This is a genomic window from Dongia soli (assembly GCF_034044715.1).
Classification (GTDB): domain Bacteria; phylum Pseudomonadota; class Alphaproteobacteria; order Dongiales; family Dongiaceae; genus Dongia_B; species Dongia_B soli.
Genome location: NZ_JAXCLW010000011.1, coordinates 39,969 through 60,799, shown reverse-complemented (window position 1 = coordinate 60,799; position 20,831 = coordinate 39,969). Strand labels below are relative to the sequence as shown.

The following is a 20,831-nucleotide window of genomic DNA, read 5'->3' as shown; positions in this document are numbered from 1 at the left end:
TCCAGTCGCGGCCAAACCGGCTATAGGTTGCGCCCATGAACCAAGATGTTTCCAAGTTATCCACAAGCCTGATCGCCGATTCGGCAGCCTTGCGCCGCTTCATCCAGGACCTCTCGGGCATTTCTTTCGTCACCATCGACACCGAATTCCTGCGCGACAAGACCTATTGGCCGCAGCTTTGCCTGGTGCAGATCGCTGGCCCGCAATCCGCCGCCGCCATAGACACCCTGGCACCCGGCATCGACCTCACCCCGCTGATCGAGCTTTTGGCCGACCGAAGCATTCTCAAGGTCTTCCATGCGGCTCGCCAGGATGTGGAAATCTTCTTCCGCATGACGGGCAAGATTCCGGGACCGATCGTCGATACCCAGGTCATGGCCATGGTCTGCGGCTATGGCGATGCTGCGAGCTACGAGACCCTGGCGACCAAGCTGGCCAATGCCAGCATCGACAAGTCCTCGCGCTTCACCGACTGGTCGCGCCGGCCGCTGACCGATCGCCAGCTCAAATATGCGTTGTCCGACGTCACCTATCTGCGCGTGGTCTACGAGAAGCTGCAGCACAAATTGGAGAGTTCGGGCCGCACTGACTGGGTGGCGGATGAGATGGCTGTCCTGACCGATCCGGCGACCTATACGATCGTGCCGGAACAATCATGGCAGCGCTTGAAGATCCGCAGCGACAAGCCGCGTTTCCTTGCGGTCTTACGCGAGATCGCCGCCTGGCGGGAACGCGAGGCCCAGGAACGTGACATTCCGCGCAGCCGCCTGATCAAGGACGAGCAATTGCTGGAAATCGCCGCCCATCCGCCACGCGATGCCGACGCGCTGGCACAATGCCGTGGCCTCACCAAGAACTTTGCCGAAGGCCGTATGGGCGAAGCCATCCTGGCGGCGGTCAAACGGGCCCTTGACCTGCCGGAAACCGAGTGCCCGCGCCTCCCGCCGCGCCCCGACCTGCCACCCGGTCTGGGGCCGCTGGTCGATCTCCTGCGGGTCCTGCTGAAAACGCGCTGCGACCAGCATGAGGTGGCGCAGAAACTGATCGCCAATGCCGATGATCTCGAACGCATCGCTGCCGACGACAAGGCTTCCGTCGCTGCCTTGAGCGGTTGGCGTCGCAAGGTTTTCGGCGAGGAAGCTCTGGCTCTCAAACACGGCAAGCTGGCCCTCACTGCCGCCGGCAAAAAGGTGAAGATCATTCCTTTGCCCGACGCATGATTGCGGCCGAGGTCCGGCCTTAATCAGGGCGCACATACGGGGAAACTGGGGAGGTTTAGACCACGGCGACCGGAAGACCGAAGGCGCGGCCGACGGCCTCCAGGCGGCGTGAAACGGCTTCTCCGAACAGCGTCTCCGAGCCGCGCGGCAGATGCAGTTCAATACGCCCATCGCGCAGAGCAAGGCTGGTCAGCTCAAGCATCTCGCTGGCGCCCCCACTGAGAGAATAGGCCAGGCGGATCGCCGCACCGAGGCGCATCGCAAACTCGGCATCGTCATCGTTGATCAGCGACCACAATGTCTCCATATAGGAAACGTCGCGCGTCGCGCCGTAGCGGATCGCGATGGCAAAAGCGAGGATGACGCGCTCGCCGTGATTGATGCCGGCCACGGGCAGGCGCAGCACCCGGGTGAAGGCTTGTTCGGCGCGGTAATCCGGATGTTCACGCCAGGTGATATCTGAGAGCAGGCAGGCCGCGACGAGCAAGCGCATCCGGTTCTCATCCTCGTCCCGGAAGAGCGGCATGATCCAGTCATCGAGCTCTTCGCTGACCGAACCGAAGCGTCCATCGGCGCCGGCGAGATCGGCACAGCCGACCAGGAGCGGATCGGCGTGCTGGGCATCGTCGTTGAGACTGCTGAAGAGATGCCCTTCGCGCAGACCGTAAGCCGAGAACAGCACCCGGTCCGGCTTGGCGATCCGCAGCAGCCGTTCCATCACCAGCGCGCCATAAGGCAGCGTGTCCAGGCGGCGGCGCGAGATGCCCGACATATTGCTCAGCGATTTCTTGCCGAGCCGGCTGCATATCTTAGCCAGATCCTCGGCCTGCCGTCGTCCCACGCGATATTCATGGATGACATGCAGGGGATAACGGCTTTGCTCCATGTGAATACGGGCCAGCGACCGCCAGGTACCGCCGACCGGATAAAGCGTGCGACCCCTGATTTCCGAGAGCCAGGGCAGTTTTTCGAGCTGCTTGTCGATGACGCGCTGGGCCGCATCCATGTCGCCATTGGTGGCCTCGACCAGCCGCAGCGGGCCGAGCGGTAAGGTGACCTGCTCGCCGATCTTGCCCTTGGTGATATGAACCAGCTCGACGCTGCCGCCCCCGAGATCGCCCATCAGGCCGTCGGCTTCGGGAATGCCGGTAACGACGCCCAAAGCGGAAAGCCGGGCTTCCTCCTCGCCGGAAATGATCTGCACCTTCTGGCCCGTTAACCGCTCGATCTCGCCGGCAAATTGTTTGCCGTCTCTGGCATCGCGCATGGCCGCGGTCGCAACCAAGTCGATCTGCACCACGTTCATCGCCTTCGCCAAAGTAACGAAGCGGTTGATATGCAGCAGGGCCAGCCGCTTGCCCTCGGGATTGAGCAGCCCGCTGCTTTCGACGCCGCGGCCAAGTCCAGGCAACGCTTTTTCGTTGAAGATCGGAACGGGACAGCGCGACCGCTTGTCGAAAACCACCAAGCGAACGGAATTTGACCCGATATCGATGACGGCAACGCGGCCAGGGTAAGATGCCGTGGCTATCGCTGCCGCTTCACGCGGTGTTGCAATCAAGTGATCGCCTTCTGTTGCAGATCGAGCTTGGGTGCCCGTTTCTGCTTCTTAAGCGCACTCCCGCGGCCTGACAAGCTAGGATTCGTCATGAAATAGGTATGCGCGCTGAAACCGCCCTCTTCGCCAGGCACCAATCGGTGATACTTACCCGAAGGATCGAGCGCCCAGCTCTGCAGATTATCTTTCAGATTGGCGATCATGATCTGGTCGAGAATCTGCTGATGCACGGTCGGATTCTCAATGGGCACAAGAAGTTCCAGGCGCCTATCCATGTTTCTTGGCATCCAGTCAGCGGAGGAAATGAAGACCTTCGCCTCACGCGAGGGCAAGGGATGCCCACCACCAAAACAGACAATACGCGAATGTTCGAGGAAGCGTCCGATGATGCTCTTCACGTGAATGTTCTCGGAAAGTCCCTTGATACCGGGGCGCAAACAGCAGATGCCGCGAATCACCAGCTCGATCTGCACGCCGGCTTGGCTCGCACGATAGAGCGCATCGATCAGGCCGGGATCGACCAGCGAATTGACCTTCACCCAGATGGTACCGGGACGTCCGGCCCTCACATGCGCGATTTCATCCTCAATCAATTGCAGGATCGTCGGACGCAACGTCATGGGCGCGAAAGCGACCTTCTCTGTCCGCTGCGGTTTGGCGTAACCGGTCATGTAATTGAACAGCCGCGCCGCGTCATGGCAAAGGCCGGGGTCGCTGGTGAAGAAGCTGAGATCGGTATAGATCTTGGCGGTGATCGGATGATAGTTGCCGGTACCGTAATGCACATAGGTACGCAAGGTCGGGCCTTCGCGGCGCATCACCATCGACACCTTCGCATGGGTCTTTAAAGCGACGAAACCGTAGACGACCTGCACGCCGGCACGTTCCAGATCGCGCGCCCAGCGGATATTCGCTGCTTCATCGAAGCGCGCTTTCAATTCGATCAACGCCGTTACCGATTTGCCCGCTTCGGCCGCTTCGATCAGCGCTTTGACAATCGGGCTGTCTTCGCTCGTCCGGTACAGCGTCTGCTTGATGGCGACGACATTGGGATCCCGCGCTGCCTGCAGGATGAACTGCACGACGACATCGAAGCTCTCATAAGGATGATGGACGACGATATCCTTCTGCCGGATCGCGGCGAAGCAATCGCCGCCGACATCGCGAATACGTTCGGGGAAACGTGGATTGAAGGGCTGGAACTTCAGATCCGGCCTGTCCTCGATGATGAGCTTCGAGACGCTGGCAAGACCGAGCAACCCGTCGAGCACAAAAACGTCCTCGCGGCTGACATCCAATTCGTTGACGACGAAGCTTAAGAGATCTTCCGGCATTTCCGCATTGACCTTCAACCGGATCACAGTTCCCCGGCGGCGACGCTTCAAGGCGGATTCATAATGGCGGACCAGATCCTCTGCTTCCTCGAGGATTTCGATTTCGCTGTCGCGGACCAGACGGAAAAAGCCTTTGCTGATGACATCGGAACCGGGGAAGAGATGGTCGAGATAGAGACTGACCAGGCCTTCCAGGGTGACGAAGCGGACATTGTGGCTATTGCCACCGGGCAACCGGATGAAGCGCGGCAACTGGTTCGGCATCGGCAACAGCGCGCGCAGAATTTTACCGTCGATCGCCTGGCGCAATTCCAGCGCCATCGAGAAACCCTGGTTCGGAATGAAAGGGAAAGGATGCGCGGGATCGATGGCCATCGGCGTCAGAACGGGGAAGATCTGATCCAGAAAATAGCTGTCGAGCCATTCGCGTTCGCTGGCGGTCAGCTCGGCCAGATCAATCACCGCAATGCCGTTTTCGCGCAGCTCCTGGCGTAACTGATGCCACCACATCTGCTGATTGTGCATCAGCTCGCCGCTGCGACGCTTGATCGCCGCCAATTGCTGCGCCGGGGTCAAAGCGTCAGAACTGGTGATCGCGACACCTGCCCGGACCTGACCCAGGAGGCCGGCCACCCGAACCATGTAAAATTCGTCGAGATTATTGGCCGAGATCGAGAGGAAGCGGACCCGCTCCAACAGCGGATGAGCCTTGTTCCCCGCTTCTTCCAGGACGCGTTCATTGAAAGCCAGCCAGGACAACTCGCGGTTAATAAACCGATGCGGCGACGTGATATCGATCGAGGAGGTTATTTGCTGCGAATCGTCCACGTCTTCCACCCTTTCTCCCGACCGCTGAAACGGCCCAGTCGCGACGGCATATTGGTTTGGCCGGCACCATTTTAAGCATTCTGGCTTAAGCTGCCGTCTAATTAAAGATCGACCCTATAGCCAAGTTGTATGGCAATCATATGACATTTTCATTGAGCTCACACCCCGGCTTCAGGCCGACGGAGCCGAGTTTTCTTGAGATTTTCTCGGACTGTCCCATATTGATTAGACTTGATGACTCTGATGTTGCGGGTCTGGGTATCGTAAACTGTCGTTGGTCTGGGAAGGGGATAAACGTGAAAAGGCTGATGCTCTTGCGTCATGCGAAATCCGCCCGGGATCAGCCGGACCTCCCGGATGCGGAGCGTCCATTGGCAAAACGCGGTATCAAAGCGGCTCCGTTGGTCGGCCGTTATATTATGGCCGAAGGGCTCATCCCCGATCTGGTCCTCTGCTCCGCGGCTGTCCGAGCCAAGCAAACCTGGGACCTGGTTTCGGCAGCCTGGCCCCATCAACCGCGACGACAACAATTGGCCAGTCTCTACATGGCGACACCCCGCGAAATGCTGTCCACGGCCCGGGAGTATGGTGGCGATACCGACAGTATCTTAATCGTCGGCCACAATCCGGGCATCGGCGATCTTGCCACCTGGCTGGTCAATCAGGGCGATGCAGGCGAGATCACCAGGATGCAGAGGAAATTTTCCACGGCGGCTTTGGCCGTCATCGACCTGCCGATCGAAAGCTGGCGCGACTTTCGCGATACAACTGTCAGCGCCTGGAATGGCCAGCTCGTCCGCTTTGTCGTTCCTCAGGATCTCGCCGCGGGAATCTAGCGCGACTTCGGTCACTCCTACTTCCAGTAATGGTCGGCCTTCAGGAAGGTTTTCCAGATACGATGGAATTGCTGCAGGTTGACATCGATGCGACTGGCCTGCCAGCCGAGGACGATACCCCGTGCAAGTTCGATCTGTTCCTTGTCGACAGTCCCTGCGGCATGCAGATCGTCCAATAGATCAGGCAGAAGCCGCTGACCAACGAAGGCATCGTTCAAGACTCCGAGACAGTCCTGAATGTCGGAAAGCGCTTCGCTATATTCCTTATATGGCCGCGATTTGTAGAACGACTTAAAGGCGTCGCCAAGATATCGCATTTTTTTGCCGGCGACGCGCAATTCGTGCAACTCGCTTTCCGCGATCCGTCCGTCAGCCCCACGACGCATCAGCTTCTTGTGCTGCTTTTTTAATAGCCGACCGGCGAAATCGGAGGCCCTGGTGCTGAGACTGGCCGTCGCAGAACTCCGCTGCCAACCGCGCGAGGCAAGCCAGCGATAGAGACGCAACTGAATCTCAACATAGCGCGGCTGGTCGAGCGTTTTATGAGTATGGTGGCGGGCCTCATGACAGCGATTCTTAGCCACCTCGAGCAAATGCCCGATCGCATCCCGGTCGGGAAAGCGCGCATGAATTGCCGTCAGCGTTTCGGCAATGAAGACATCCAGATCCCGTGCCGGACCGAATTGCTGCTGCAACCAGCGCAGATCATCCGAGAGCTGGAGATAAACGACTTCATCCATCAAGTCGCGATATGCGCGCACGATGCTGCGAAAGCGCCGCAAAGCGACGCGAAATTGATGAATGCCTTCGGGATCTTCGTTCTGTATAACGGCCGCTTCATTGGCATGCAGGGACGCCAGGCAATGTCCAGCGATCAGATGAAAGGCCTCGCTGACGTCGCAATCCGCCGACAGATCGAAGCCAGAGGATTTGACCGGTCCTGCCACATGGCCGGCCCGTAATCCGTAGCCGCGTGCGGCCTTGGTTTGATGTCCGAGGCGAAACGGCAAACGTCCAACCGCCGCCTCGGCAAAAGAAAACAGGGCTGCCGGGTCGCCCTGTTTCAACTCCAGCTCAACTTCCTGGATTGGTAATTGTTGGTCGCCGACGATGATTTGTCCCCGATCCAAGGCCAGTTCGATCACCGCATTTTCGAGCGCAATTTCCCAAGTCGCCCGACGATAATCCGTCGTGAAAGCCGGCTGCAGCCGGGCCGCCAGATCGGCATCACGACATAGTTCCTGGATTTCGGCATCCTGCACGAGCGCCAGATTGGGCACATCATCGGCAATCTGGCTCTCGAACTCGCGATAGGCTTGCGCGCCCGTTACTTTTGTGGTCGGCGCTTTAAGCGTTTGAATACGATAATGTCCAGTCCGCCGGATCCGCAGCGCCATGCCCTGACGCCGCAGCCACTCGTCCTCGCTATCGAAATAGGTATTCTGCAAATGCCGATTACTGGCCGGTCGCATTTGCTCAAGGTCAAAGGCCGCAGCGATCTTGGCCGGCGTGTAGGTTGTCCGCTTGCCAGCTACCGATTCCGGCAAGGTCAACTTAAGCTCGATCTCGTCAGCCATTCCGTCCCCGTACGATACGTCGCGAGAACCTACACAGCCATCTATTTGCTTAATAGTGACATTTTTATTTCAAGAAAACTATATCTTCGTGATTTGTTTTAGGCAAATTGACCGATTTTGCGGCGGACCCCTAGCGAGAAGAATGACAGAAATCGCAAGAAATTAGCTAATGTTGCGATACTGGTTTTCGCCGGGAATAAATTGTAACCATTCCTCGTCTACTCTGACCGCGATCTCCACCGGGGACAACATCACATTAGGGAGAACTTGGCGAATGCATATTCGAAAACTGTTCATTATGACGCTGGCAGCCGCAGGCATTCTGGGCGCGGCGAACATGGGACATAAGAGCCAGGCAGACGAAAAGGTTACCGACGTCCGCGAAGACGGCATGAAGGAAATGGGCAAGGCCCTAAAGTCTATTAAGGGCCTGATCTCAGATAACGGCGATAAAGCGGAGATCGCCGCGCAGGCGCAGAAGATCGTCAACAACTCTGCGAAGATTCCCACTTGGTTTCCCAAGGAAGCCGGTCTCGGCGAAGCCGCCAAGCCGGTAATCTGGGAACAGTGGGATAAATTCGAAGGCAATGCCAAGAACCTCAATGCGCAGGCGTCTCAGCTTGTGGCGGCGGCACAAAACGGCAGCGACATGGGCGCCATCCAAACGCAGTTCACGAACACCGGAAAGGTCTGCGGCACCTGTCACGAGGACTTCAAGAACCAGAAGGACTGAGCGCTTCAGGCGGTTGCCTATAGCAGATGTTCAAAGGCGGCTGAGTCCAGCCGCCTTTTTCTTTGCTCTTGGCTTGCCCACGCGTCTAGAGGGGAAAGGCGAAATAGATCCAGACCGGCACTACCGCTGCAAGGACCAGACACAGCAAAGCACGCCACACGGACGCGCGTGTCGCGCGACCCTCGTTAACCGCAGTTTCCACAACATCCGCCGGCAAATTCGCCGTGCCGGTAATCATCGCGCGTACCAAGTTCTCCCGCTTCCAGAAACGGTAGAAGAGGATCGCGACGATATGCAAACCTGCCAGGGCGAGGATGAGATTAAAATTGAACTCATGATAATCGGAGAGAAAGTCGCTCACACGACCGGGGACGAGATTGTAAAGCGGTCCGTCGAAATCCTCGAAATCGCTGGAAAAAAGTCCCGTGCTGGCCTGTAAGGCGACAATCAGGAGCAGAGCGAGGGCCATCAACCCGCCAGCGGCATTATGGCCGAAGGTATAGGAAGGGCGGCGTTTCCCCGCCATGCGCAGATAGCTGAAGGCCGCGCGCGGATGACGGAGAAATTGGCTGAAGCGTGCCGATGGACTGCCGCAGATGCCCCAGAGAATTCGGAAGATGAGAAGCCCGATAATGGTCAGCCCGCTCAAGTAATGAAGCCGCAAAGGGCCATTCTCGCCCAAATACCAACTGGCCAGCAGGCAGGCGACCAGCAGCCAGTGGAACAGCCGCGTGGGCAAATCCCACAGCGGTACCGATCGGAGATTGATGTCGTCAGGCTTCATCTGGACCCTTCCGTTATTTGGCATGAGAACGCACTGGCTTGCGCGGTTTTTCAGGACACGCGATCGGACCGCCATCCTGAAACCATTCGGCCATCAGATCGACGAAGACCCGGACCTTCGGCGACAAATGCCGATTCTGGGGATAGACCACATATAGGTCGTGTTTATTCACCGAAAATTTCTGCAGGATCTGTCGCAGCCGCCCGGATTCAATATCGGGACCGACAACGAAAGCCGGCAGTAAGGCAATTCCTGCCCCCGCACGCAACGGGTCCAACAGCAACTGCCCGTTATTAGTGTGAATATTTCCGTCCACGCGCACTATCTGATGCCCCTGTGGCGTATTGAAACTCCATTCGAAAGGCGATGTCGACAGGGTATAGATCAGACAGTTGTGATGAGCGAGATCACGGGGCTCCTTCGGCGAACCATGCTTCTTCAGATAGGAGGGCGCCGCACAGACGATGCGTTCGACCGGACAGATACGCCGGGCAATCAGCGTCGAATCCGGCAGAGTGGTCCGAATGCGGATGGCGACATCGAAGCCCTCCTCCAGCAGATCGACAAAGCGATCGTTCAATTCGAATTGCACGGCCAGTTTCGGATATCGTTTCTGCAATTCGCAAATGAGCGGACCCAAGACGGCTTGGCCGAAATTGTTGGGCGCACTGACCCGCAACCGCCCTGCAGGCTCAGCCTGCAGATTGCGCACCTCCGCTTCGGCGGCTTCGATCTCCTCAAGCAGGCGCACGCAACTGTCGTAATATGCCCGTCCCGCTTCTGTCACATTGAGACGCCGCGTCGTCCGATGCAGCAAAGCGGCACCCAGATAGGTTTCAAGATCGCTGATCTGCTTGCTCACCGCCGCCTTGGAAAGGCCCAAGGTGTGTGCCGCCGCCGTGAAGCTGCCGAGGTCGACAACCTGACGAAAGGCGCGCATTGCGCCGACCTGATCCATGGAGGTCCCCAATTGTATCCAATTTCCGAACAATCTTATCAGGACTTTCCTGATTATCAAATGCGCCCGCGCCATTTAGGTTTTTGTCGAGGCCGGTCCAACGAGATGTGTGAGAGATGCGGCGCCGGCCGAGTCCAAGGAGAGATGTCATGAGCAAGATTTTGGTTCTTTATTATTCCAGCTATGGCCACATTGAGAAGATGGCCGACGCCATTGCGGAAGGCGCCCGCAAGGTCGCTGGCACGGACGTAACGATCAAGCGCGTACCCGAACTCGTTTCCGCCGAAATTGCCGAAAAGGCGCATTTCAAACTCGACCAGAAGGCGCCGGTTGCCACGGTTGATGAATTGCCGAGCTATGACGCGATCATTTTCGGCACGCCGACGCGCTTCGGTAATATGGCTGCCCAGATGCGCAATTTCCTCGATCAGACCGGCGGCCTCTGGGCCAAGGGCGCGCTGATCGGCAAAGTCGGCAGCGTCTTCGCCTCGACCGCCACACAGCATGGCGGACAGGAAACGACCATTACGTCTTTCCATACGACGCTGCTGCATCAAGGCATGGTCATCGTCGGCACACCTTATTCCTGCGCTGGCCTGACCAATATGAACGAGATCACCGGTGGCACACCTTACGGGGCCACAACAATGGCTGGTGCCGATGGCAGCCGCCAGCCGAGCGAGAACGAACTGTCGATTGCTCGTTTCCAAGGCGAACATGTCGCCAAGATCGCAGCCAAGTTGAGCGCGTAAACATCTCTCCGCGCTTCACAAGCGGCACCGGCCGGATGTTCCGACCGGTGCCGTTTTCTTTGGGGGACTTTTCGATCAAGCCAGCAATTCAATGGAGCGTCGACCCAAGGGCGTAAATCCGCACTTGACATCAGCCGTCCTCTTCGCGGAAATGAACGTGGGCTACGCTCCCCCACCGGAGCGCAAACGTTCTGGAAGGGACGACATGACAAGACCGACTCTGCGGCCGCTCGTGCCGCTGTTTTCGTCTGGTCCGTGCGCTAAACGGCCAGGCTGGACTCTGCAAACCCTCACCCATGCGCCTCTCGGCCGTTCGCATCGCTCGGCAGTCGGCAAAAAGCGCCTTGCCGAGGTTATCGACCGCAGCCGTGCTATGCTCGGCATCCCGGCCGATTACCGGATCGGCATCCTTCCTGGCTCCGACACCGGCGCGATCGAAGCAGCTTTATGGTCGCTCCTTGGACCGCATCCCGTCGATGTGCTCGCCTGGGACAGTTTCGGCCTCGACTGGGCCACGGATATCACGGAAGAACTGCGCTTCACTGCGCATGTGCAGAAGGCGCCCTATGGTGCACTGCCCGATCTTGCCGCAGTCGACTGGTCGCATGACGTGGTCTTCACTTGGAACGGCACAACCTCTGGCGTAAGGCTGCCGAATAGCGACTGGATCGCCGCCGACCGCGTCGGCCTTTCGATCTGCGATGCGACCTCCGCGGTCTTTGCCATGGATTTGCCTTGGGGCAAGCTCGATGTCGTCACCTGGTCGTGGCAGAAGGTGCTGGGCGGCGAGGCAGCTCATGGCATGATCGCGCTGAGCCCGCGCGCCGCGGCGCGGCTCATGGAACATCGTCCAACCTGGCCGGTGCCGAAGATCTTCCGCCTCGCCAGGAACGGCAAGATCAGCGAAGGCATCTTCAAGGGCGAAACGATCAATACGCCATCGATGCTCTGCGTCGAGGACCAGATCGATGCACTGAAATGGGCCGAAGGGTTGGGCGGCCTGCCCGCTCTCGTCGCTCGCAGCGAGAAGAACTTCCAGGTTGTCGCCGATTGGGTCGCGAAGACAGGTTGGATCGACTTCCTCGCCGCCGATCCGGCGACACGCTCGACCACCAGCGTTTGCCTGAAGATCGTCGATTCCCGTGTGACTGCTTTGCCGCAAGAAGCACAAGCGAGCATTGCCAGCGCCATTGCCAAGCTGCTGGACAAGGACGGCGTTGCTCATGATATCGGCAGCTACCGTGACGCACCACCGGGCCTGCGCCTGTGGTGCGGTGCGACGGTGGAAACAACCGATCTCGTCGCCTTGCTGCCTTGGCTCGACTGGGCCTTCGACAGCGTCATCGCCTCTCAACTCGAAACAGCGTGAGCATCATGAGCAAGGTACTCATTTCCGACGAGCTGTCCCCGGCAGCCGTGCAGATCTTCCGCGACCGCGGCATTGAAGTTGACGAGAAGATCGGTCTCAAACCTAAGGAATTGCGCGAGATTATTGGCCGGTATGACGGACTTGCGGTGCGCTCAGCGACCAAGGTGACGGCGGAAGTGATCGCCGTCGCCGAGAATCTGAAGGTGGTCGGCCGCGCCGGTATCGGCGTCGACAATATCGACGTCAAAGCGGCGACCGGGCGCGGCATCTGCGTCATGAACACGCCGTTCGGCAATTCCATTACCACGGCCGAGCATGCGATCGCGATGATGATGGCGCTTGCGCGACATATTCCCCAGGCCGATCGCACGACCCATGCCGGCAAGTGGGAAAAGTCCCGTTTCGTCGGCATCGAACTTTATGCCAAGACACTCGGCATCATCGGCTGTGGCAATATCGGCGCCATTGTCGCGGACCGTGCCCAGGGGCTGAAGATGAAAGTGATCGCCTTCGACCCGTTCCTGTCGCCGGAACGCGCCATCGATCTTGGCGTCGAGAAAGTGGAGCTCGACGAACTGCTGAGCCGCGCCGATCTCATCTCGCTGCATACGCCGTTGACCGAGCAGACCCGCGGCATCATCAATGCTGCCAATCTGAAGAAGTGCCGCCCTGGCATACGTCTGATCAATTGCGCCCGCGGCGGGCTAGTGGTCGAAGAGGACCTGAAAGCCGCCCTGGATTCGGGCCATGTCGCCGGTGCAGCTTTGGACGTCTTCCAGACCGAACCGGCGACCGATAATATCCTGTTCAATCACCCGAATGTGGTGACGACACCGCATCTCGGCGCTGCAACCATGGAGGCGCAATTGAACGTTGCCATCCAAGTCGCCGAACAGATGAGCGAATTCCTGCTTCATGGCGCCGTCACCAATGCGATCAACATGCCAGCGGTGACGGTTGAGGAGGCGCCACGGCTGAAACCCTATATGAAGCTGGCGGAGCAACTCGGCACCTTTGTCGGTCAAGCCGAGGAAGGCCCTATCGATCGCGTAATCATCGAATATGAAGGCCATGTCGCCGGTCTCAATACGCGCCCGCTGACCGCCATCCTGCTGCAGGGTCTACTGCGGCCGTTGATGGATTCGGTCAATATGGTGAACGCGCCTATCGTGGCCAAGGAGCGCAATATCGAGGTCTCCGAGGTGAAGACGGATCGCGAAGGCACATACCACACGCTGATTCGCCTGACCGTGGAAACAAAGAAGCGCAAGCGCGACATCGCCGGCACCCTGTTCGCCGACCGCCGCCCGCGCATTGTCGAAATCAAGGGGATAGAGATCGAAGCGGCCCTTGGCCCGCATATGCTCTATATCACCAATGAGGATAAACCGGGCATGATCGGCCATCTGGGGAGCTTATTGGGAGATAATGGCATCAATATCGCCACCTTCGCCCTGGGCCGAGCGGTCCAAGGTGGCGATGCCATCGCCTTGATCGAAATCGACGGGCCGATCCCCGCGAAGATCTTGCGTCAAGTCCAGGCTTTGCAGCATGTTCGACAGGCGAAGGCCCTGATTTTCTGACCTGCGGCGCCTCAATGGTCCCCACAATGAGAGAGGGAAGCAAATGGCAACGGAGCGAAAATCCAGCAAGAACGGTAAAAAGATTCAACTCGACAAGCTTCCCTCTCTCAATCACCGATCTTCCGAATACTATGAGGAATTGCTGACGGAGCAGCAAAAAAAACTGACGGAGATCCAGCATCTCTTCCTGTTCCGCGGCGAACGGGCGGTGATCGTGTTCGAAGGTATGGATGCCGCCGGCAAGGGCGGCACCATTCGCCGCATCGCCTGGGCATTGGATCCGCGCAGCCTCAGTGTCTGGCCGATCGCCGCGCCGAATGAAATTGAGAAACGGCAGCATTATCTGCAGCGTTTCTGGGCTCGCATGCCGGAGAAAGGGCATTTCTCCGTCTTCGACCGCTCCTGGTATGGCCGCGTTCTGGTGGAACGGGTGGAAGCATTCGCACAGGCGGCGGAATGGAAACGAGCCTATGGCGAAATCAACGAGTTCGAGCGGCAACTGACAGATAGCGGTATCCGCATCGTCAAACTGTTCCTGCATGTCAGCAAGGACGAGCAGCTACGCCGCTTTCAGGCGCGGCTGGACGATCCGCTGAAGCGCTGGAAACTTTCTTATGAAGATTTCCGCAACCGCGAAAAGTGGAAAGATTACATCACCGCAGCAGAGGATATGTTCGACCGGACCAACACCGCCAATGCGCCCTGGCATGTAATTCAATCCGACAACAAGCCCGCCGCACGCTGCGCCGCGTTTGACATCATCCTCAAACGGCTGAGCCAGGGCCTCAATCTGAAAGAATCGGTCATCGATCCCCAGGTTATTGAACTGGCGCGCGATATCCTGTCGGTCGGAGCCACGCGATCAAGCATGGGCAAACAGGTAAAGACCAAAGAAGGTTAGCTGAATTTCGCCAGATAGGCGTCGGCAAGATCGGCGGTGCCTGCGGTATAGGCGACACCGAGGCCGCGCGCGAGATTCGTCTCATGATGCGAACCGATCCAGGCCACCAAGAGAAGCCGGCGCATCATGATGAAGGTCGGAATCTCGGCCTCCTCCTCGACCGTCAACGGCGCGACCTTGCGATAGCCGCGTATCCAGGCATCGACCAGGTCCGGCACATCGGGGCGATGTTCGATGAAACTCAATGCCGTACCGATATCGTAAAGGAACCAGCTGAATCCCGAATCGTCGAAATCGATCACCTTGGTTGCCTCGCCTTCGACCAGAAGATTGGCCAGGCGGATATCGGCATGCACCAGGCCGAAACGTTGCGGGCCGGTGCCGAAAGCATCGAGCCGCTTTCGAATGGTTTCAGAAAGCCGTTCGAAAAGTTTCAGATAGGCGGGCGTCATGCCCATGCCGTTCTGCCAGTGTCCCCAGATCGACAGCGCCCCCAGCGCGCCATGATGGTCCCAGCGCTGGCGGATGAAGCCGTTCGGCAGCCGCCAGTTGCGGCTATGGCGATGCATATGGGCGCTGACCGCACCCAAGCGTTCGAACGGCCCCAGCAGATCGTCCTCGGATGGTTCGCGGCCCGTGAGGTAGGTGAACATCACGGCATGGCGCGGCTCGGGCAGCTCGTCATTGGCAAGGCGCTGGATCAGCGTGCCGTCGCTGGCGGGGATCGGGGCGGCGGTGATGACACCTTCCTCTTTGCGCAAGGCATCGATCCATTGCAGTTCCGATCGAATTGCCGCCTCATTGTGGTAGCCGCGGCGATGAATGCGAAGAATGCTTTGTTTGCCCTGGACTGGATCCTCGACGAGATAAGTGGCGTTTTCCGAGTAGTTGATCAATGTCGCCGTGGCGTCCGGCGAGAATCCATAGCGGCTCAATGCCTGCTCCGCCAAACGTCCCAGCTTCGCCAGGAACGCTTCGACCGTCATAACTGCATCGGCGCTCATGAAATCCTCTTAATCCGTTTTCAGGGGGGTAAACCCGCTTCTGATTGGCAAGAGGGGACTGAACGGTCAATAACCGAAGCGGCGTTGATCCCGCTGGCCGCGACATATCACGGCCGGCTGAACGATATCCGTCCGCCGCTCTTGCGAAAGCCGGGCTATTCTACGTACAACGGACCGGAATATCGATCGCGGCATCATGAAGACACACACGACCGGCAAGACGGATAGAGATGGATCCGGAAAGGACAGGGGAAGCAGCGGGCGCAGAGGCGGCCGCCGCCAGCCGGCCTCGTCCCGGCAACCCCGGAAACAACAGCAGCAATCTCAGAGCAAGTTTCCGGCACCGCTGTCCGAAGAGGAAACCCTGGCGCGCCTGCTTTACCGCGACGGCCTGATCCTGATCATCGACAAGCCGGCTGGCTTGCCGGTTCATGCCGGCCCCGGCGGCGGACCCAATCTGGAGCAATGCCTGGATGCCCTGCGCTTCGGCCTGCCAAACCCACCCGCACTGGCCCATCGCCTGGACCGCGACACCAGCGGCTGCCTCGTCCTGGGACGGCATCGAAAGGCCTTGCGGAAGCTGGGACTGATGTTCGCCGGCGGTCAGGTGGAGAAAACCTATTGGGCCATTGTGCGGGGCCGTCCGGCTGAAACCGCTGGCACGATCGACCTATCCCTGAAAAAGCTGAACCAGCGCACCGGCTGGCGCATGACGGTCGCCGACAAGGATGATCCCGAGACGCAAAAGGCGATCACCGATTACCGGCTGCTCGGCAGTGACGGTACGATCTCATGGCTGGAATTGAAGCCACGTACCGGCCGCACCCATCAAATCCGCATCCATTGCACGGCTCTCGGCTGTCCGCTGATCGGCGATCCGGTCTATGGTCCCGACGCCGCCGGCAATCGTGAAGCTGGCACCAAGCTGCATCTGCATGCGCGGGCCATCAGCCTGCCGCTTTATCCCAACCGGGCGGCCGTTGCGGTTGAAGCAGCGCCGCCGCCACATATGCTGGCGGCCCTTGCGCAATGTGGCTATATCGCCCCCGAGACGCTTACGCCGCAAACGGCAGGCTGAAGCTCACGGTCGTCCCATTGCCTGGCGAGCTTTCAATTTCCAGGACACTGCCGTGCAATTGCACAAGCCGGCGGCAAATCGCCAAGCCCAGCCCGGTGCCGGGACCTGCGTCAGTGTCGTTGTGACGGATCTGCCGATACGGTTCGGCAATTTCCTTGAGATCGTCCGCACTGATGCCGCGTCCGGTATCGCTGACAAAAATGCGGCAACCGGAATTTTGCATCGCCACGGTCACCCCGACATATCCGCCGTGGGGCGTGAACTTGATCGCATTGGAAATCAAATTGACCAGGATCTGTTTCAGCGCGCGGGGATCGGCCATGACAGCGGGTAACTTGGGGTCGATCTTGATGTCAAATTTCTGACGATGATCCTTGGCCAGGCCAGACATCATGCGATGGACCTGCGTCACCAGGGCGGACACATCCGTCGGTTCCGGCTTAACTTCGAACTTACCCGCTTCAATCTTGGAGAGATCAAGCAGGTCGTTGATCAGATCCAGGAGATGCTGGCCGCTGCTATTGACGATGTCGATGAATTCGCGGCGCCGCTCTTCGGGGAATTCCTTGGCGACATCCAGGCGCAAAAGATCGGTGAAACCGATGATGGCATTGAGCGGCGTGCGCAATTCATGCGCCATGGCGGCAATGAACAGCGACTTTTGCTGCAGCAGGCGTTCCGCATGGGCCTGGGCTTGGGCGCTTTCCTGTGCCAGGAGAGCCATGTCCTTTGCCTGCCGTGCAGCACTCTCTTTCAGTCGCCGCAGTTCCAGCGAGTCGACCACCATGCCGGCGAGGTCCCGTAACAGATCCTGTTCCTCATCGGTCAGCCTGCGCGGCTGTTGATCCATGACGCAAAGCGCGCCCAGCCGATCGCCTTGCGGTGTGATCAGCGGAGCGCCCGCATAAAAGCGAATATAGGGAGCATCGATGACCAAGGGGTTCTGGGCAAAGCGGTCATCCGTGACGGCATCCGGCACCATCATCACATGGTCTTGCCGGATCGTATGATCGCAAAAGGCGATGCTGCGGGCGGTTTCCTGAAGATCAATGCCGATCCGGGCCTTGAGCCATTGCCTGTCCAGATCGATTAGCGAGATGAGGGCGATTGGCACACGGAGTATCGCGGCAGCCACACGCACAAACCGGTCGAAGGCCTCCTCGGCCGCGGTATCCACAATGCCATAAGCATCGAGCGCCGCCAGGCGGGCGTGCTCGCTGGTATCCCGCGCAAGTACATCACCCGTTGCCAACATGCACCCGACACCGAAAATGAAGCCTCGCCGGCTACCGCTATCCGGGTATGCCGGTATGATAGTGACTATCCCAGTACAAAATTGCTGTTCGGTTAATGTCTTGTAGCCGCTGGCAAATACCTTCGCCAGCGCTTTCTGGCGGTTTCCGGCGTTCGATTGTGATTGTCGCGATAAGGCCACCTCGACCTGCCTGGACCACAATATAGCCATGCAAGTTCAATAGCTTGACGGCATGAAGGCCGGTCGCTTAGGACTTCAGACCGGTCGCTGCAGTCCTGCGGTTCAATCTTTCGCTCCTGGCGCGCTGCATGCCGGCAAGGGCTACAGTCCGGTCCATCGCGATCTTTCAGCATATTCAACGGTGATGACGCTCCATGAACAAGCCCAGCTTCGTTAAGCTCAGTGCCGCGGAAACGCATAAAGTGGTGCTAGGCGCAATGATCGCCCTGTTCCTGGCCGCGCTCGACCAAACCATCATCGCGACCGCCTTGCCGTCGATTGGCTCGGATCTCGGCGATTTTCATTTAATGGCCTGGATCGTTACCGCCTATTTGCTAACCTCGACCGCCGCGACGCCGATCCTGGGGAAGCTCAGCGATCTGCATGGCCGCCGGCCCATCATGCGTATCAGCATCCTGATTTTCCTCCTGGGCTCGGTGCTCTGCGCCCTGTCGCCCTCGATGCCGTTTTTGATCTTGGCCCGGGCGCTGCAGGGCTTCGGCGGTGGTGGTCTGATCACCCTGGCGCAGACAGTGGTGGCTGATGTCGTCTCGCCGCGTGAGCGAGGGCGCTACGGCGCCTATTTCGCCGGCGTCTGGGCAGGATCGTCGTTGCTGGGCCCCGTCCTCGGCGGCTTCCTGACGGAATATGCGAGCTGGCACTGGATCTTCTGGATCAATCTGCCCATCGGTCTTGTCGCCATCTTGATCACTGATCGGATCCTGCATCGCCTGACGGGCCGCGGCGGGGCACGGCGCATCGATTATGCGAGCGTTCTCTGCTTCATCATCAGCAGCACCTCCTTTCTGCTGGCGCTGTCCTGGGGCGGCACGGAATTTCCCTGGGTTTCTTGGCAGATCATCGTCGCCCTTGCCTGCAGCATCGTTACCGGATCGATCTTCGCCTGGCGCCAGCGTCGGCTTGATGAACCGATCATGCCGCCCCGGTTCTTCTCCGATACGGTCGTCACCCCGGTCCTGATCGCCATCTTCCTGGTTTTCGGCGCCTATCTTGCTCTGGCTGTCCTGGTGCCGACCTTCCTACAACTGTCGTTGCTGCAATCGCCTCGCGATGTCGGCCTGTTGATGATCCCGCTGCTATTGTCGAGCACGGCCGGTGCGGCGATGTCGGGGCAATATATCCATCGCACTGGCGGCTATAAGCTGCCGACGCTTCTAGGCCTTCCTCTGGCCATTGCCTGTCTGGTGCTGCTCGGTATTCTTGCCACCCAGGCAACGCCGATGCTGACCGCCGGATTGCTGCTACTGACAGGGCTGGGGATCGGGCCGATCTTTCCGATCGCCAATGTCGCCGCGCAGAACGCCGTCGACCGGCGCGATCTTGGCGCCGTCAGCGGCGCCATCAGCTTTGCCCGCGCACTCGGCGGCGCCGCTTCTACGGCGGGTGGTTCAGCCTTGGTATTAGGTCTCATGGTCGCGATGATGCCGGCCCGTGCGGCAGATGGCGGCCTCACCGAAATCCTGAGCCATCCCCTGGATGCGGCTGCACGGCTTGACCTTGCCCATGCCTATACGATCTTTTTCTTCATCGTCGCCGGAATCCTAGCCGCCGGCTTGCTTGCCTTTTCCAGAATCGAGCAACGGCCCTTGCAGGACAGGCGGACAGTAGACACCTCGGCAGAAGCGGGCTGACATAAAGAGGGGCATGCACCGCATGCCCCTTTGCTTCATCGGCAGAATTGGCTGCCTCAACCGCCGGCCTTCACTTCCTCGAACATCTTGGTGATCTTGTCGTTGTTGCGGATCGGCCGTGTAAACACGGTCGCTTTCAGCATCGTGTCCGGATCGGTCGGCAGCTGCAGCTCCTTCAGCTTCGCCTCGCCCACTGCCTTCATCGCATCGGCATTCGATGAGCCATAGCCGTAATTCTCGATCAAATATTCGCCAGAGGCGTCGGCGAGCCGGGCATTGATGAAGTCATAGGCCAGATCGGCATGCGGCGTACCCTTGATCATGACGAAGCCGCAGACCCAAGTGAGCATCCCTTCCTTGGGATTCATGAATTCAACGGGTACGCCCTGCTTCTTGAGGCTCACGGCCGAGGCATTCCAAGTCATCGCCGCAACCAGCTCACCCGAGGCCAGCGCCTGTTCAATCGACGTCATGTCGGTCGTGTACATTTTCAGCAATGGTCGCTGCTCCTGCAGCTTCTTGCGCGTCGCCTCAATCTGGTCGTCATTCATGTCGAAGGGATCGAAGCCCGCCAACAGCCCAGCCACCATCGGCGTATCGTGAACTGCGTCGATCGTCGCGATCTTGCCGGTATACTTCGCGTCCCAAAGCAGTTTCCAGCTCTGCTCGGGATTTTTCAGAAGATCGGTGCGATAGGTAATCGAGGTATTGCCCCAGTCCCATGGCACCATCCAGGTCTGGTCGCCTTCCACCAGCCCCGGCAGATTGCGCAGGACCGGCGAAATCTTGCTCCAATTCTTCAGCCGCTTGGTATCGATCGGCTCGATGAGGCCTGCTTGCCTCCAGCGCTCGACCTTGTCATAGCAGGGATGCGCCAGGTCCGGCCGGAAGCCGGCTTTCACCTTGGTGAAGGCTTCGTCGTCATCGCCGAACATGGCCACATCGAGCGAATCGGGATGCGCCGCTTCGTAGGCCTTATGGAAGTCAGGCAACTCGTAGCCGCTCCAGGTGAAGTATGAGAGCTTATCGGCGGCAACCGCCCGGCCGCCCCAAACGGCGGCAACGGCGCAGAGCCCAAGCGCGGCGCCGATCAAAACTTGCCGGCGCGAGCTTGCGGCAGATGTTTTCTGTCTCATGGGTACCTCCCAATTTCTGGCGGTCTTGCATGGACATGCCGGATGCCGCCCGGG

17 protein-coding genes are annotated in these 20,831 nt (G+C 59.0%); 9 read left to right on the top strand and 8 right to left on the bottom strand.

The genetic code is table 11. The features are described 5' to 3' along the window. Positions 1-35: 35 nt before the first annotated feature. Positions 36-1,220: a ribonuclease D gene (rnd, locus tag SMD27_RS22270; RefSeq protein ID WP_320510653.1), complete on the top strand. Its 1,185-nt coding sequence runs from the start codon at positions 36-38 to the stop codon at positions 1,218-1,220. Positions 1,221-1,275: 55 nt separating this feature from the next. On the opposite strand, the gene SMD27_RS22265 is transcribed toward rnd, so the two are convergent. Both SMD27_RS22265 and SMD27_RS22260 read right to left on the bottom strand, forming a co-directional pair. Next, complete coding sequence (locus tag SMD27_RS22265) at positions 1,276-2,781, bottom strand: Ppx/GppA family phosphatase (RefSeq protein WP_320510652.1); 1,506 nt, start codon at positions 2,779-2,781, stop codon at positions 1,276-1,278. Further along, complete coding sequence (locus SMD27_RS22260; RefSeq protein ID WP_320510708.1) at positions 2,778-4,940, bottom strand: RNA degradosome polyphosphate kinase; 2,163 nt, start codon at positions 4,938-4,940, stop codon at positions 2,778-2,780. The genes SMD27_RS22265 and SMD27_RS22260 overlap by 4 nt, the downstream gene beginning before the upstream one ends. 296 nt (positions 4,941-5,236) lie before the next feature. Here SMD27_RS22260 and SMD27_RS22255 point away from each other — a divergent pair, with 296 nt between their 5' ends. Further along, positions 5,237-5,776, top strand: a complete 540-nt coding sequence (locus tag SMD27_RS22255) for a SixA phosphatase family protein (protein ID WP_320510651.1) — start codon at positions 5,237-5,239, stop codon at positions 5,774-5,776. Positions 5,777-5,793: 17 nt separating this feature from the next. Here SMD27_RS22255 and SMD27_RS22250 read toward each other — a convergent pair whose 3' ends face one another. Next, complete coding sequence (locus tag SMD27_RS22250) at positions 5,794-7,353, bottom strand: CYTH and CHAD domain-containing protein (protein WP_320510650.1); 1,560 nt, start codon at positions 7,351-7,353, stop codon at positions 5,794-5,796. A gap of 298 nt (positions 7,354-7,651) precedes the next feature. Here SMD27_RS22250 and SMD27_RS22245 point away from each other — a divergent pair, with 298 nt between their 5' ends. Next, a complete protein-coding gene (locus tag SMD27_RS22245; protein ID WP_320510649.1) occupies positions 7,652-8,086 on the top strand; it encodes a c-type cytochrome in 435 nt (144 codons plus the stop codon). Between the two features lie 85 nt (positions 8,087-8,171). Here the strand turns inward: SMD27_RS22245 and SMD27_RS22240 are convergent, their stop codons facing one another. Further along, positions 8,172-8,870 (bottom strand): cytochrome b/b6 domain-containing protein, encoded by a 699-nt coding sequence (locus SMD27_RS22240; RefSeq protein ID WP_320510648.1) that lies wholly within the window; start codon positions 8,868-8,870, stop codon positions 8,172-8,174. A 13-nt stretch (positions 8,871-8,883) separates the two neighbouring features. Then, a complete protein-coding gene (locus SMD27_RS22235) occupies positions 8,884-9,828 on the bottom strand; it encodes a LysR family transcriptional regulator (protein WP_320510647.1) in 945 nt (314 codons plus the stop codon). Positions 9,829-9,977: 149 nt separating this feature from the next. Between SMD27_RS22235 and wrbA the strand changes: the two genes are divergently transcribed. The 4 genes from wrbA to SMD27_RS22215 all read left to right on the top strand — a co-directional run bounded on the left by wrbA (position 9,978) and on the right by SMD27_RS22215 (position 14,433). Then, complete coding sequence (gene wrbA, locus SMD27_RS22230; protein ID WP_320510646.1) at positions 9,978-10,580, top strand: NAD(P)H:quinone oxidoreductase; 603 nt, start codon at positions 9,978-9,980, stop codon at positions 10,578-10,580. A gap of 205 nt (positions 10,581-10,785) precedes the next feature. Further along, entirely contained in the window at positions 10,786-11,949 is a 1,164-nt protein-coding gene (locus tag SMD27_RS22225; protein WP_320510645.1) for a phosphoserine transaminase, read from the top strand. 5 nt (positions 11,950-11,954) lie between these two features. Further along, positions 11,955-13,532 (top strand): phosphoglycerate dehydrogenase, encoded by a 1,578-nt coding sequence (serA, locus tag SMD27_RS22220; RefSeq protein WP_320510644.1) that lies wholly within the window; start codon positions 11,955-11,957, stop codon positions 13,530-13,532. 43 nt (positions 13,533-13,575) lie between these two features. Beyond that, positions 13,576-14,433 (top strand): polyphosphate kinase 2 family protein, encoded by an 858-nt coding sequence (locus SMD27_RS22215; protein ID WP_320510643.1) that lies wholly within the window; start codon positions 13,576-13,578, stop codon positions 14,431-14,433. Here SMD27_RS22215 and SMD27_RS22210 read toward each other — a convergent pair. After that, a complete protein-coding gene (locus SMD27_RS22210; protein WP_320510642.1) occupies positions 14,430-15,437 on the bottom strand; it encodes a phosphotransferase enzyme family protein in 1,008 nt (335 codons plus the stop codon). The two genes, SMD27_RS22215 and SMD27_RS22210, sit on opposite strands and share 4 nt — an antisense overlap. A 196-nt stretch (positions 15,438-15,633) precedes the next feature. On the opposite strand from SMD27_RS22210, the gene SMD27_RS22205 reads away from it, so the two are divergent. Continuing rightward, positions 15,634-16,515, top strand: a complete 882-nt coding sequence (locus SMD27_RS22205; protein WP_379990842.1) for an RluA family pseudouridine synthase — start codon at positions 15,634-15,636, stop codon at positions 16,513-16,515. Here the strand turns inward: SMD27_RS22205 and SMD27_RS22200 are convergent. Then, positions 16,493-17,770, bottom strand: coding sequence for a GAF domain-containing sensor histidine kinase (locus SMD27_RS22200; RefSeq protein WP_320510641.1), 1,278 nt, complete (start codon positions 17,768-17,770; stop codon positions 16,493-16,495). The genes SMD27_RS22205 and SMD27_RS22200 overlap by 23 nt on opposite strands. A gap of 374 nt (positions 17,771-18,144) precedes the next feature. On the opposite strand from SMD27_RS22200, the gene SMD27_RS22195 reads away from it, so the two are divergent. Beyond that, positions 18,145-19,641 carry an MDR family MFS transporter gene (locus tag SMD27_RS22195; protein WP_320510640.1) on the top strand — a complete coding sequence of 499 codons (1,497 nt, stop codon included), beginning with the start codon at positions 18,145-18,147 and terminating at the stop codon, positions 19,639-19,641. Between the two features lie 56 nt (positions 19,642-19,697). On the opposite strand, the gene SMD27_RS22190 is transcribed toward SMD27_RS22195, so the two are convergent. Beyond that, positions 19,698-20,777: an ABC transporter substrate-binding protein gene (locus SMD27_RS22190; RefSeq protein ID WP_320510639.1), complete on the bottom strand. Its 1,080-nt coding sequence runs from the start codon at positions 20,775-20,777 to the stop codon at positions 19,698-19,700. Positions 20,778-20,831: the final 54 nt, after the last annotated feature.

Coding starts and splice junctions, on each gene's coding strand:
- rnd (WP_320510653.1), top strand. CDS start 36: ATGAACCAAGATGTTTCCAAGTTATCCACAAGCCTGATCGCCGATTCG.
- SMD27_RS22250 (WP_320510650.1), bottom strand. CDS start 7,353: ATGGCTGACGAGATCGAGCTTAAGTTGACCTTGCCGGAATCGGTAGCT.
- SMD27_RS22245 (WP_320510649.1), top strand. CDS start 7,652: ATGACGCTGGCAGCCGCAGGCATTCTGGGCGCGGCGAACATGGGACAT.
- SMD27_RS22240 (WP_320510648.1), bottom strand. CDS start 8,870: ATGAAGCCTGACGACATCAATCTCCGATCGGTACCGCTGTGGGATTTG.
- SMD27_RS22235 (WP_320510647.1), bottom strand. CDS start 9,828: ATGGATCAGGTCGGCGCAATGCGCGCCTTTCGTCAGGTTGTCGACCTC.
- wrbA (WP_320510646.1), top strand. CDS start 9,978: ATGAGCAAGATTTTGGTTCTTTATTATTCCAGCTATGGCCACATTGAG.
- SMD27_RS22225 (WP_320510645.1), top strand. CDS start 10,786: ATGACAAGACCGACTCTGCGGCCGCTCGTGCCGCTGTTTTCGTCTGGT.
- serA (WP_320510644.1), top strand. CDS start 11,955: ATGAGCAAGGTACTCATTTCCGACGAGCTGTCCCCGGCAGCCGTGCAG.
- SMD27_RS22215 (WP_320510643.1), top strand. CDS start 13,576: ATGGCAACGGAGCGAAAATCCAGCAAGAACGGTAAAAAGATTCAACTC.
- SMD27_RS22210 (WP_320510642.1), bottom strand. CDS start 15,437: ATGAGCGCCGATGCAGTTATGACGGTCGAAGCGTTCCTGGCGAAGCTG.
- SMD27_RS22205 (WP_379990842.1), top strand. CDS start 15,634: ATGAAGACACACACGACCGGCAAGACGGATAGAGATGGATCCGGAAAG.
- SMD27_RS22200 (WP_320510641.1), bottom strand. CDS start 17,770: ATGTTGGCAACGGGTGATGTACTTGCGCGGGATACCAGCGAGCACGCC.
- SMD27_RS22195 (WP_320510640.1), top strand. CDS start 18,145: ATGAACAAGCCCAGCTTCGTTAAGCTCAGTGCCGCGGAAACGCATAAA.
- SMD27_RS22190 (WP_320510639.1), bottom strand. CDS start 20,777: ATGAGACAGAAAACATCTGCCGCAAGCTCGCGCCGGCAAGTTTTGATC.